The organism is Jatrophihabitans cynanchi (assembly GCF_027247405.1).
Classification (GTDB): domain Bacteria; phylum Actinomycetota; class Actinomycetes; order Mycobacteriales; family Jatrophihabitantaceae; genus Jatrophihabitans_B; species Jatrophihabitans_B cynanchi.
This window is the reverse complement of sequence record NZ_CP097463.1, coordinates 291413-303691: the sequence shown is the minus strand read 5'-3', so window position 1 is coordinate 303691 and position 12279 is coordinate 291413. Positions and strand designations below refer to the sequence as shown.

The following is a 12279-nucleotide window of genomic DNA, read 5'->3' as shown; positions in this document are numbered from 1 at the left end:
GAGTCCGCGATGTGGGAAGCACCCTCGCACTGGGTCGTGGTCGCGCTGATCGCGATCGCACTGTTCGGCTACAAGAAGCTGCCTGATGCCGCTCGATCCCTCGGCCGCTCGCTGCGGATCTTCAAGACCGAGATCAAAGGCATGAGCGAGGACGACAAGGCGCGGGAGGCCGCGGACCGGCCCGCCGGCGCAGTCACGCCCGCCGAGCAGCCGCCGGCGGACGTCACGCCCGAGCCCCCCGCCGCGACCACGCCGGTGAAGGTGGACAAGCCCGCGCCGAGTGGGCAGTAGCGGGCGCGCGGTAGCCGCCGCGCTGCTCGCGGCTGCCATCCTGCCGGTTCTTGCGCCGGCCACTGCGGTTACTGCGGCCACTGCGGTTACTGCGGCCACCGTGCCGCCGGTGCGGAACGGGGTGCCGTCCCAGGACTGCCCGCCGCAGGTGGGTCAGCAGCTGACCAGCACGCCGTGGCCGCAGACCCGGCTGAAGTTCCAGAACGCCTGGCCGATCAGCCAGGGCGACGGGGTGCGCGTCGGCGTCGTCGACAGCGGCCTGGACCCCAGCCAACCGCAGGTCGGCCGGATGCATGTCGCCGACGGGCACAACGTGCGCCCAGGGGAGAACCCGCAGGACTGGATGGACTGTTACGGGCACGGCACCGGCGTCAGCTCGATCATCGCCGCGCCGCAGCTCACCGGCGTCCCGTTCGTCGGGGTGGCACCCGGAGCCACCATCATCCCGATCAAGCAGACCGGGCGTGACCCGCGCGACGGCGACTCCGACGGCATCGCCGCCGGCATCCGCTACGCCGTCCAGCAGCATGCCCGGGTCGTCAACGTCTCGGTCAAGACCAACGCGCCCACCGCGGCCATGGAGCAGGCGGTCGCGTACGCCGCGCAGCAGCAGGTGGTGATCGTGGCCGCCGCCGGTAACGACGCGGGGGAGAGCGACCTGAAGGCCGCTGCCTACCCGGCTGCCTATGCCGCACGTTACGACAACGTCATCGCCGTGGCCGCCGTCGACCAGCAGGACACCGTCGCCGCGTTCTCGGACGCCGGCGGCTACGTGTCGGTAGCCGCCCCGGGCGTGGGCGTGATCATCGCCTCCCGGGGCAGCGGTTACGCCAAGCAGGACGGCACCAGCTTCGCGGCGCCGTTCGTGACCGGCACCGTCGCGTTGCTGCTCGGCGCCGACCCCGCGATGACCCCGGCGCAGGTGCGGACCCGGCTGGAGGCCACCGCCGACCCGCCGCCGGTGTCGGTGCCGAGCGAGCGCTACGGCTACGGGATCATCAACCCTTACCGGGCGCTGACCGCAGTGCGCAACGACGCGCTGACACCGCCGACCCCGGCGGCGGCGGCCCCGCTGCCGGCGCCGTCGGCACCCGTTGCGGCGGACCGGCGGCTGCAGCACGTTGCGCTTGGCGCCGGGCTGGGGCTGGTCGCCCTGGCTGCGCTGCTCGCCGCCGGGGCCGCCGTGCTGCGCCGGGCGCGCACCGATCACGCCGATCGGGCAGCGCGCCCGGCGAGCCGGCACCGCGTGCGCTCCGGCTAGGTCGCTGATCAGGTCGCTGATCAGGCCGCTGGTCGGGCCGCCGGCTAGGCCCAGTTGTTGCGGGCGGCGTTCTCGGCTGCGGTGTAGTTGTCGTGGGCTTGGTTGACGGCTTGGCCGATGTTGTTCAGGACTTGGGACAGGGCCAGGGCGGCGTCGTCCCATTGTTTCTTGCAGGCCAGGTAGGACTCTTGGGCTGCGCCGCTCCAGGTGGCGATCATCGGTTGCAGGTCTGATTCGAGTTGTTCGAGGGTGGCTGTGAGTTTGGCGTAGTTGTTGTGGATGCCCTGCGCGCCGGTCTGCAGGGATTCGAACTGGACGTGGATCTCACCCATGGTGTTCTGGTTCCGTTTCGGGTTCAGGCGTTGATCTGGCCGGCGAGGCCGGTCAGGGATTGGGTTTGGTCGCTTTCCTGGGTGCCGTAGGTGCGGTGGGTGGCCAGCAGGGCGTCGTGCATCTGCCGCAACGCGTTGTTGATCTTGTTGGCTTGTTGTTCGAAGGCGTCGTGGACCTGGACGAAGGCGCCGGCGGCTTGGCCGCGCCAGCCGCCGAGCATGGTCTCCACCTCGGCGCGCAGGTTGCTGATGTGGCCCTGGATCTGGGTGGCGGCGTCGTCGACCTTGACGGCACCCTGCGCCATGGCCTCCTGACTGGTCGTGTACTGAGCCACGGTGCGGTCCCCTTCGTCGTGGGTTCGAAGTACGGGTCCGCGGGTACGGTCCGGACGTCCTGGCCGGGGTTCGCGCCCGCGCTGTGCGGCTGCTTTACCCTGCGCGCCGCCGCTTCTAACGTGCCGTGATCAGCTCTGTGCTGACCCGAGCGCCAGCACCTGTCCGGTGACCGGTTCGCGGTCCAGCCGCACGATCGCGTCGGCAACCGCCTCGGTGCTCACCAGGGCCGGGAAGCTGGTCGGCGCCACCGCGTTGACGCGGACGCCGTACGTGGCGAACTCGGCGCCCAGCTGCCGGGTCAGGTGCGTCAGCGCCGCCTTCGAGGCCGCGTACACGGCCTGGCCGCGGTGCGGGTAGACCCGCGAGCCGGACAGGCTGGACACGTTCACGACGTTGCGCCCGACCGCCCTGTTCTCTTCCTGCCGGTCGCGCCAGAACTGCTGCACCAGCAGGACGGCGAGCGCCAGCGGCACCGCGACATTCACCCGGAAGATGCGCTCGACGTCGCGCAGCGCGGCACCGCCGTCGGCCACGCCGTGCGGGTGCAGCGCGGCGAGCGCGGCGTTGTTGACCAGCAGATCGATCCGGCCGAACCGGGCCAGCGCGAGTTCGACCACCCGCTCCACCTGGCCGGGCTGCTCCAGATCGGCGTACACCACGTGGACCCGCGCGGCGTTCTCGGGCAGTTCGGCGGCGGGCTGGAGCGGATCCAGGTACGACTCGAGCTGCGACGGGACGCCGGGCGCGCGGGTGCGGCACACCGCGACGATGTCGTAGTCGGCGGCAAAGCGGCGGCAGAACGTGTCGCCGAGCGTCCCGCCGGCCCCGGTCAGCAGGCAGACGCGCCGCTCGGCGCCCGACGAGCGGTTCTCACCAGCGGACAATGCTGTGCTCCCCCCACCTGGTGACGACGTCCGGCTTGGGTCGGTGCAGCCACATCACCAGCGAGTTGCGCGGCGTGCGCGGGTTGGCGCAAAACGCGTGCCACGAGTGTGGCGTGCACTCGAACAGCACCAGCGAGTTGTTCAGCGGCGGCACCAGCGTCGCGGGGCCGCGTCCACGATCGCCACTGGCGAGCAGGGCCGTTTCCCCGCCGTCCCCGCGCTGCCACGGCGGGTTGGCCAGGTAGAACAGCACCGCCACGGCGCGCACCGTCTCGCGCGCGCCGACGCCGTCCGGGCGCGTGCCGTGGTGATAGGAGACCGGCCCGTCGGCGGGCACCTGAACCCGGTCCGCCGGTGGCGGATCCGCGGGGAACCAGCCGGGATTGAGGTCGTTGTGCGGCCAACCGGCGGCGCTGCCGGGTTGATGGTGGTGCAGGCTGGCCGAGACGTCGCCCGTGCCCGCCACGCCGGTGACACCCGCGATGAGGTCGTGCCAGTCGCGCCGCAGGAACAGCTCGAGCGGGCCGCCGCGGTGCCGGTCGAGGCCGGCGCCGGCGGCGTCGTAGCCGGCCATGTCCCGGCGGAACGCTTCCGGGTGCTCACGCAGCAGGCCCGCGAAGTGCGCGGCGAGTGGCTCGTACACCCGCGGCACGAACACATTCTGCGCGACGACGTGCGGGAACGGTGCGCCGCGGCGCACCCAGCGGCGGTGCGCCAGGACGTCCTCGAGCGCGGAGCCGACCTTCCCGGCGGCCGCCGCCTGCTGTCCCGCGCCGTCCGAGGTCATCGCCGGGCGGGTCGTCTGCTCCGGAGCAGCAGCAGGACGAACAGCCCGGCGGCCACGACGACCGCGACGACGATGCCGATGATCAACCCGGTGTTGCTGCTGTTGCTGCCGGCGTCGGCGCCCGGCGGCGCGCTGCTGGAACCGGTGCCGGGTGGCGCGGAGGTCGGTGCCGATGCCGACGTGGCCGGAACCGGCGGCGTGCTCGGCGTCGTCGTGATCGCGTCGTAGACCGGGTTCGCCGCGCCGGCCGGGACGGCGCGGGTCAGCGCGTCGTACGGCAGCACCACGCCGAAACCGACCTCAGGGTTGCGCTGGTGCTTGCTGCCGTCGAGGGAGTAGGTGATGTACAGGGCACGCGTCACCAGGTCGCGGGAACTCGCCTTCGGAAAGTGCGAGCGCAGCAACGCGAACATCCCGGAAACGATCGCCGCGGAGTCGCTGGTGCCGTCGGCGTAGCCGTAGTGCGTCGAGGCCGAGGTGTCATAGCCGATGATGTGCACGCCGGGCGCCGCGAGCGCGACATAGCCGGCGCGGGTACTGCCCGACCACGGCTGGATGCTCTGATCGACCGCGCCGACCGCCACGACGCCGGGGCACGAGGCCGGAGCTGACGGCGGATTGCCCTGCTCGCCCTTGTTGCCGGCCGACGCCACCAGGATCATGCCCTTCGCCGTCGCCCGCGCGACGCTCTGCCGCATCTCGGCCGAGCAGGGTGCCTCCCAGCCGTAGGACATGTTCACGACCTGGGGCGGGTGCGCCATTGCCGTCAGGTGATCGAGGGCGAGGATCGTCGTGGCCTCGATGTTGTTGTCGTTCGGGACGACGACCGGCATGATCTTCGCCTCGGGGGCGATGCCGAGCAGCCCGAACCCGGTGCCGCGGCCGGCGATGTCGTCGGCCATCAGGGTGCCGTGATAGCTGGCGTCGGTGTCCTTGCGGCCGTCGCCGCTGCCTCCGGGCACGAAGCCGGGCACGACCGCGCCGCGCAGGTCGCCGAACGAGGCGTCGACGCCGCCGTCCAGCACGGCGACGGTGACGCCCTTGCCCTTGCTGATCGTCCATGCCTTGCGGACGTTCAGCTTGTCCAACCACCACTGCTGGGCCTGGACCTGGCTCGGCGACACGGCAGCCGGCGGCAGCGCCGCGGGCACCCCCGCCACCGCGGGTGGTGCGCAAAGGGCGACCAGCACAAGGGCCGACCCGGCCGCCGACACGCTCGCGCGCCGCCGGGGGCTACCGGCGGCGCGCGCGAACCGCAGCGTCACGTGATCAGGCCGGGTGGCGCTTCGTCGGCGCCCCACACGCTGTCGTCTTCGCTGAGCCAGGTGCTGCGGTCGCGCTCCTGATCACCGTTCTGGCCGGCGCCGTGCATCGGCATCATCATGCCGCCCCGGCCACCGCCAGCGCCCGGCCCGGCCGCGCCGCCACCGCCGACACCGCCACCGACACCGCCGCCTGCCATCGCACCCCCTGCCGCGCCGCTGCCGAGGCCACCGCCGGCACCCAGACCGCCCGCACCCAGACCGCCCGCACCCAGACCGCCGCCGGGACCGAACCCACCCGAGCCGGCAGCGCCGCCGTCGTAGCCGGCGAGCGAGCTGCCGACGTTGCTCGGGTCGGTGCCGTACCCGGAGCCGTAGCTGCCCTGGCCCGGACCGTAGCTTCCGGGCCCGTAGCCGCCGGGGCCGTAGCTTCCAGGACCGTAGCCAGGACCGTAGCCAGGACCGTTACCGGGACCATAGTTGCCGGGACCGTCGCCCGGGCCCGGACCGTAGTGGCCCGGGCCGCTTGCGGGCCCGGGTCCGTAGTTGCCGGGACCGAAGCTTCCCGGCCCGGGTCCGGGACCGAAGTTTCCCGGCCCGGGACCAGGGCCGCCGGGCGTCTGGTTGTGGTCGTCGCCCTGGGTCAGCGGTGTGTGGTAGACGAGCTGCGACGGCATGGCGTGCATCGCGGTGTCCATCGCGTCGTTGAACTGCTTGTAGATCTCGTGCGCCTGGCCGTCGTCGGCGCCCAGGCTGGTGAACGCGAAGCCGTCGTCGAGGTTCTCGGCCCTGCCCTTGAGCGTGCTCCACGACTTCTGGAACTCGTCGAAGGACGCCTTGCAGGCATTGGCGTTCGTGCCGATCGTGTCGGCGTCGCCCATCAGCGTGTCGACGATCTGTAGCGCGTTGTTCGCGTTCTCACCCGTCCAGCATGCCGCCAGATCCCTGCGAATCTTCTGCAGCGCAGGCGCCAGGTGCTGGGTGGCGAAAGTATAGGTGGAGTAGTTCTCCTGGATCAGCGGGTCGATCTTGGACGGGTCGCTGTTCTTGAACTGGGCCTTCGTCCCGGCGGCGTCGCCGTACTTCGTGACGACGACGTCGAAGTCGTTCGAGCCCGTGTTGATGACGTGCTGGTTACCGGTCATGGCGCGAACCCATCCGTCACTGGTTGTACGACAGCGGGTCGCTGTTCGTAACCGTCTTCTTCGACTGCGTGTCGCGGTGCTGGTACTGCGCGGCCGTGGTGCGGCAGGCCGACTCCAGTTGCGTCAACTGCTTGACCATCTCGGTCATCGTCTGCACGATGCCGTCGTGCTCGTAGCCGTATGCGGTGGCGAACACGTCCTCACCGCTCCAGAAGCTGGCGAGGGCCTGCTCGAGGACCTGCTTGCCCGCCTTCTCCCGGTAGCGCGGCAGATTGCCCGGGACGTAGCCGGTGTTGCCGGACAGGTCGTCCAGCAGCGCCTTCACCGCGTCGGCCACGTCAGTGAGCTGATCGGGCTTGACGCTGAAACCCTTGGTGGGTGAGCTCACGCTCTCGATCCTTCCCCCCGGCCCGAGCCGCGCCGGACCCCCGGCGCGGGCTTACCAGCTCAGGACCAGTTGTTGCGGGCGGCGTTCTCGGCTGCGGTGTAGTTGTCGTGGGCTTGGTTGACGGCTTGGCCGATGTTGTTCAGGACTTGGGACAGGGCCAGGGCGGCGTCGTCCCATTGTTTCTTGCAGGCCAGGTAGGACTCTTGGGCTGCGCCGCTCCAGGTGGCGATCATCGGTTGCAGGTCTGATTCGAGTTGTTCGAGGGTGGCTGTGAGTTTGGCGTAGTTGTTGTGGATGCCCTGCGCGCCGGTCTGCAGGGATTCGAACTGGACGTGGATCTCACCCATGGTGTTCTGGTTCCGTTTCGGGTTCAGGCGTTGATCTGGCCGGCGAGGCCGGTCAGGGATTGGGTTTGGTCGCTTTCCTGGGTGCCGTAGGTGCGGTGGGTGGCCAGCAGGGCGTCGTGCATCTGCCGCAACGCGTTGTTGATCTTGTTGGCTTGTTGTTCGAAGGCGTCGTGGACCTGGACGAAGGCGCCGGCGGCTTGGCCGCGCCAGCCGCCGAGCATGGTCTCCACCTCGGCGCGCAGGTTGCTGATGTGGCCCTGGATCTGGGTGGCGGCGTCGTCGACCTTGACGGCACCCTGCGCCATGGCCTCCTGACTGGTCGTGTACTGAGCCACGGTGCGGTCCCCTCTCTTCGATCAGGTCTGTAGTGGATCTTGCGTCGGCTGGCCATAACCGTACAAAAGTCGTGGTGAACCCGCCACTGTGCACGGCCCTGAACCGGCGCGAGGCCGTGGTACCCAGCCGAGGCGCCAAGATCACATGTCTCGGCAGCGAGACTTTACCTCCGGCTCAACCGGACACCGGGCGGCGCGCTGCCTCGGCGTCGAGGGCCGGCCCGAGCGGGATCATGCCCAGCAACCCGGCCGGCAGCGTGCTCGCCCTGACCGCGCCGTACCCGAAGCCGGCGAGGGCGTCGATGGAGGCGGCGGCGTACTTCTTGCCCGGATCGGCGACGACGAACACGGTGCCGGCGCTCGAGCCCGGGCTCACCACCGCCGCGTGGCCGGGTGCCAGTACGACCTCGTCGGCCAGCCCGCGCTGGGACTGCTCGGTGTCGGTGACCGGCCCGTTCAGCGCGTCGGTCAGCCGGCTCGGAGGTACCTGCAGGGTCGGGCTCTCGGCGTGCCGGTAGACCGCACACAGGCCACCGCCCTGACTCGGTCCGGGGTCGATCGCCGGCACCGAGTCGGGCAACCCGGTGAACTGCCGCTGCAGGTCGTCGACGTCCGGCGCGGGCGCCGCCGCACCGGTCAGGCCCAGCGCGACGTCCTCGGTGATCGGCAGCGGGCGCAGGAAGCCGCCCTCGGGCATCGGCAGCGCCTCCAGCAGATGCGCCTGGACGAAGTCGACCGGGGCGAAGCCGTGCTGCAGTGCGACGAAGAACTGTTCGCTCGTGCCCACCTGCAGGATCTGCCCGACCCGCAGCGGCCGTCCGCTGAGCTGCGGACCGGGCGCGCCGAGTCCGGTCAGGTGTGGCGGTTGCAACGGCGCGGCCGCTGGAACCGCGTTCAGGAACGACGTCCCGACGGTGAGCACCGGCGCGGTCTTCAGGCCGAGCGCCACCAGCACCTCGTCCGAGCCGACCTTCATCCGGGTGCCGTGCCACAACAGGTAGGTGTCGCCGCTCGGCGTGCGGGCGATGACCCCGGCGTCCTTGCCGATCGCCGCCCGCGCCGGGTCGCTGCCGGCGTACAGGCTGACCCGGGCGGTGATCGAGCCCTGGGCGTCCGCCTGCTGGCGCGAGCAGGCCGTCCACGGCGAGCTGACCAGGTTGGCCGCCGACGGCAGCGAGTCCGGGATTCCGGCGATGCCGATAGCCGGGCCTCGCGTGGTGCCGTTCAGCTCCGCGCGGTCGACCAGGACCACGTCGGCGTTCGCCCCGCCCGAGCCGCTCACCGCGAGCACCGCCGAGGAGTAGTTGAGCACCGGATGCAGGACGTTCTTGAGCAGGACGTACCGCGCCCCGGTCTCGCGCTCGACGATGATCGCGCCCTGCTTGCGCCACTTGTCTCCGACGCTCGGGTGGACCAGGCCGACGAACGCGAACCCGGCGGCGACCACGGCGGCGATCATGATCCCGGAGACCGTGGTGAGCGTCAGCCGGCGCATGGGCGGCTCGACGGCGTTCGGCTCTCCGGTGACCAGTGCGGCGAGGGCACGCCGGGTCAGGAACCGGTATGCCTGCAGCTGGTCCCGCCTGGTCTGCACGTCGCTCCCGTCTCGCGGCTGCGGCTCGGTCGGCCGGTGCACAGGATACGGCCCTGACCGTCGTGTCCTGAGCTGCGATGATCTGCTGGTTTCGTTCCGATCCGTTCGATCCCGGCTCAAGGAGGTACCGGTGCCGCTGCCGACCCGGGTGCAGCTCGTCCTGCTCGAGACGGCCGCGGCCGCGCTGGTTGCCGGTATCGCCGCCCGCGGAGCCTGGCTGTGGATCGGCGCCGTGGCGGCGGCCGCCCTGCTCGCGCTGGCCGCGGTGCCTGTGCACCGGCGCTGGCTGTACCAGCTCGCGCTGTCGTGGCTCTCGATGCTGCGCCGGCGGCAGGCCGTGCGCGGGCCGGGGCTGCAGTCGCTGTTCGGCGGCTACCAGATCGTGACCGTCCCGCCGGGCAGCCAGGGGACCCCGTTCGGCGCGGTGCGTTCGGGCACGACCTGGGCGCTGCCGCTGGAGCTCGCCCTCGACGGCGTGTGCAACGACGACGCGCCCGTGTCGGTCCAGCAGCTCGCGGCGTTGCTGCGCGTCGAGGACGTACCGCTGGCCAGCGTCCGGCTGCTGACCGTGTACTCGCCGGCCCGCACTGCCGCCGGGGCGCCGGCCGGGCCGGTGCCCGCACCGGCCCGGGTCACGATGCGCTACTGCGTGCTCACCGTGGACAGCGTGCTGGCCGCGGCCGCGGTGGCCGACCGGGGCGGCACCGAGGCCGCACTGCAGCAGATCCTGCGCCGGTGCGCGCTGCGCTGCGAGCAGGTCCTGGCCGCCGCCGGCGTGCGGGTGCGGCGGCTGGACGAGCGCGGGGTCAGCGCCCTGTTCAGCACCTGCCTCGGGCCCGCCGAACTGCGTCCGGACAACTCGCTGCCGCCGACCGCCGAGCGATGGAGCGACATCACCGTGGGCGGAACCTGGTCGACCTCGTTCGTGGTCAGCGGCAGCGGAGACGCACCCGACGCCCTCGCCCGGGTCGCCGCTGCCGCACCCGCCGCGGTGGCGGTGAGCACCCTGCTGTTGCAGCGGCTCGGCCCGCGTGAGGAGCTGGTGGCCACCTTGCTGCTGCGCCTGTCCGGTCCGGGCGCGGCACCGGACGCGGCCGCCCTGGCAGCCGTGCTGCCCCGGGCGCAGTCGGTCGGGCTGCTGATGCAACGACTGGACGGCGAGCAGGGCCGACTGCTGCGTGCCAGCACCCCGGCCGGCGTCGGGACGTGGCAGGCATGAGGCCGGCGATCGGGGAGGAGGCGTGAACCGTGGCGCCCTGCGCCTGCCGCTCGCGTCCGAGGTGAGCGCCTCGGCGCCCAGCGCGGGGGTACACCTCGGGATCGGGCAGGCCGGGCCGGTCACCCTGCGGCTGTTCCGCCAGGTGCCGACCCGGATTGCCGTGATCGGCGCGCTGCAGGTCGCGCAACTGCTCGCGATCCGCGCCGCTGCGGGCGGGACGGCGGTGCTGGTCCTGACCGGGCGCGCGAACCTCTGGTCGGCCGCGGTCGCGCACGGACCGTCGTCGCGGGTCAGCCCGCACGGTCCGGATGCGCTGCAGCTCGCCGGCACGCCGGGTGTGATCGTCGACGACCGCCCCGAGGCGGCGCGCGGCCTCGGTGAGGCCGGCGAGTTCCAGTGCCGCCTCGAGCTGCGCACGCCGGCCACGCCGCAGGACCTGGCGGGGCTCGCGCAGGCCGACGCGGTGCTGCTCGGCCGCGTCGGTGCCGAGCTGGCCGCGGCCGTGCCCGGCGTGTTCGGGGTGGCGCCGGCGCATCCGGCGCACCTGACCTCGCTCGCCGACGGGGCAGTGGCCGTGCTGCGCCGCGGTGCCCTGGACTACGTCACGCTGGACCCGACCGCGGCCGAGGCCTCGCTGCTGCGTGCGGGCTGATCGACGGCCGGATCGCGCTCAGCCGACGTTGTGCCGGATCGTCCCGTAGACGCCCATCACCGCCAGCGCCAGCGGGATCACCGACAACACGAGGACCGACTCGAGCACGTCCGCCGCGCGTGACCACGGCGGCGTGTAGCGCCGGCCGGGCAGCACGACGGCGAGCGCGAACAGGATGATCGCGAGCACCGCGACCGGGACGGCGATCGCCAGCAGCCGGGTGGTCGGCGCGAGATCGGCGGCCCGGGCGATCACGACCACGGCGAGCGCGACGCCGCCGCAGCTGAGTAGCCAGGCGCGCTGGCCGCGTCCGGTGAACAGCCGCGCGCGGAGCAGGCAGATGACGCCGAGCACCGCGGCGAGGGCGCGGGCGCTGCCGTCACCGACGGCCAGCAGCAGGGCCGCGCCGGCTATCGCCAGCGACACCCCGCCGATGAGCCCGCTCAGGAACTGGTCGGCCAGGGTGGCCTGGCGCAGGATCCGGGTCGCGTCGACCGAACTGTCGTCGCGCCGCAGGTCGGCAGCGTCGGCAGGGATCGACGGCAGCGGCAGCCGGGACAGCCGGAACGAGAGCATCGGCAGGGCCGGTGAAACGGCCAGGGCGATCCCGGCGACCAGCGCGGCCGTGCCGGCCGGCCCCAGTGAGCTGGCGACGTCGATCGCGGTGCCGATGCCGGCCAGTATCGCGGCCGTGACAGCCGCGACCAGGCCGCAGACGCCCGCGCCGAGGGTGAGCAGCGCGATCACCGCGACGAGCAGCGCCGCGCAGGCGCCCAGCAGCGCCTCGGTGCTGCCGAACTGCCAGAGCCGGTGCTCGCCGCCGACCGCCATCGCTCCGGCCGCTGCGGCGTAGGCGACCGCGGCCGTCGCGGTGGCCAACGCCGGCACCCGCCGGTGGTACGCGCGGCCGAGCGCGATCGCGGTGCCGAGCAGCAGCGCCGCCCCCACTCCCGCGGTGACGGCCGGCGCGGCCCAGCCCGGACCGCTGACCACGATGTTCACCAGCGCGATGAGCAGCATCGCCGAGGCGAAGGCGGCCACCGCGTTCGCGGTGTGCTCGGCCCGCCAGCGCACGGTGCGCGTCAGCACGCCGGTCGCAACCGCATCCAGCACGTCGTCGAACGCGATCTCCGGTAGCTGCGTCGCGCGGGTGCGCAGGTGCAGCACGTCACCGTCGCGGATGCCGCTGGCGGCGAGCGTGGCCGACGCCTCGAGTGCCGGCTCGGCCGCCCGCTGCAGGATCCAGCCGCCGTTGGCCGCGCCCTCATCGGCGACCTGGCGGCCGAGGCTGGACACCAACGTCGCCAGCAGTTCGGCGACCGGGATGTGTACCGGGACGGCCAGATCGGCGCGGAACTCGGAGGACAGCACGGTGATCCGGCAGGTGTTCGAGACGACGCTGGCGGACAACACGACTCCTGTGGCTCTCGAGCGGCGACCCCGCAC

The 12279-nt window shown here is 72.4% G+C and carries 15 protein-coding genes; 4 read left to right on the top strand and 11 right to left on the bottom strand.

Features of this window, described 5'->3' with window-relative positions; genetic code table 11:
* The first annotated feature begins 9 nt into the window (after positions 1-9).
* Together tatA and M6B22_RS01420 are read left to right on the top strand one after the other, a co-directional pair.
* Positions 10-291, top strand: coding sequence for a Sec-independent protein translocase subunit TatA (tatA, locus tag M6B22_RS01425; protein WP_269443984.1), 282 nt, complete (start codon positions 10-12; stop codon positions 289-291).
* Positions 281-1552, top strand: a complete 1272-nt coding sequence (locus tag M6B22_RS01420) for a S8 family serine peptidase (protein WP_269443983.1) — start codon at positions 281-283, stop codon at positions 1550-1552. The genes tatA and M6B22_RS01420 overlap by 11 nt, the downstream gene beginning before the upstream one ends.
* A 44-nt stretch (positions 1553-1596) precedes the next feature.
* Here M6B22_RS01420 and M6B22_RS01415 read toward each other — a convergent pair whose 3' ends face one another.
* From M6B22_RS01415 to eccB, 10 genes are all read right to left on the bottom strand, one after another.
* Positions 1597-1884 carry a WXG100 family type VII secretion target gene (locus M6B22_RS01415; RefSeq protein WP_269443982.1) on the bottom strand — a complete coding sequence of 96 codons (288 nt, stop codon included), beginning with the start codon at positions 1882-1884 and terminating at the stop codon, positions 1597-1599.
* Between the two features lie 23 nt (positions 1885-1907).
* A complete protein-coding gene (locus tag M6B22_RS01410) occupies positions 1908-2219 on the bottom strand; it encodes a WXG100 family type VII secretion target (protein WP_269443975.1) in 312 nt (103 codons plus the stop codon).
* Between the two features lie 129 nt (positions 2220-2348).
* Positions 2349-3104: an SDR family NAD(P)-dependent oxidoreductase gene (locus M6B22_RS01405; protein WP_269443981.1), complete on the bottom strand. Its 756-nt coding sequence runs from the start codon at positions 3102-3104 to the stop codon at positions 2349-2351.
* Entirely contained in the window at positions 3091-3891 is an 801-nt protein-coding gene (locus M6B22_RS01400) for a 2OG-Fe(II) oxygenase (protein WP_269443980.1), read from the bottom strand. Before M6B22_RS01400 ends, M6B22_RS01405 begins: the two co-directional genes overlap by 14 nt.
* Positions 3888-5156 carry a S8 family peptidase gene (locus M6B22_RS01395; protein WP_269443979.1) on the bottom strand — a complete coding sequence of 423 codons (1269 nt, stop codon included), beginning with the start codon at positions 5154-5156 and terminating at the stop codon, positions 3888-3890. Before M6B22_RS01395 ends, M6B22_RS01400 begins: the two co-directional genes overlap by 4 nt.
* Positions 5153-6298 carry a hypothetical protein gene (locus M6B22_RS01390; RefSeq protein ID WP_269443978.1) on the bottom strand — a complete coding sequence of 382 codons (1146 nt, stop codon included), beginning with the start codon at positions 6296-6298 and terminating at the stop codon, positions 5153-5155. The genes M6B22_RS01395 and M6B22_RS01390 overlap by 4 nt, the downstream gene beginning before the upstream one ends.
* Positions 6299-6314: 16 nt before the next feature.
* Positions 6315-6686 (bottom strand): WXG100 family type VII secretion target, encoded by a 372-nt coding sequence (locus M6B22_RS01385; RefSeq protein ID WP_269443977.1) that lies wholly within the window; start codon positions 6684-6686, stop codon positions 6315-6317.
* A gap of 59 nt (positions 6687-6745) precedes the next feature.
* Complete coding sequence (locus tag M6B22_RS01380; RefSeq protein WP_269443976.1) at positions 6746-7033, bottom strand: WXG100 family type VII secretion target; 288 nt, start codon at positions 7031-7033, stop codon at positions 6746-6748.
* Between the two features lie 23 nt (positions 7034-7056).
* Entirely contained in the window at positions 7057-7368 is a 312-nt protein-coding gene (locus M6B22_RS01375) for a WXG100 family type VII secretion target (protein WP_269443975.1), read from the bottom strand.
* 175 nt (positions 7369-7543) lie between these two features.
* A complete protein-coding gene (gene eccB / locus M6B22_RS01370; RefSeq protein ID WP_269443974.1) occupies positions 7544-8962 on the bottom strand; it encodes a type VII secretion protein EccB in 1419 nt (472 codons plus the stop codon).
* Positions 8963-9092: 130 nt separating this feature from the next.
* Here eccB and M6B22_RS01365 point away from each other — a divergent pair, with 130 nt between their 5' ends.
* The gene (locus tag M6B22_RS01365) at positions 9093-10181 is read left to right on the top strand and encodes a type VII secretion protein EccE (RefSeq protein ID WP_269443973.1); all 1089 of its coding nucleotides are present in this window, start codon (positions 9093-9095) and stop codon (positions 10179-10181) included.
* A 22-nt stretch (positions 10182-10203) separates the two neighbouring features.
* On the top strand, positions 10204-10833 hold the full coding sequence (locus M6B22_RS01360) for a hypothetical protein (protein ID WP_269443972.1): 630 nt from the start codon (positions 10204-10206) through the stop codon (positions 10831-10833).
* An 18-nt stretch (positions 10834-10851) separates the two neighbouring features.
* Here M6B22_RS01360 and eccD read toward each other — a convergent pair whose 3' ends face one another.
* Positions 10852-12243: a type VII secretion integral membrane protein EccD gene (gene eccD / locus M6B22_RS01355; protein WP_269443971.1), complete on the bottom strand. Its 1392-nt coding sequence runs from the start codon at positions 12241-12243 to the stop codon at positions 10852-10854.
* Between the last annotated feature and the right edge of the window lie 36 nt (positions 12244-12279).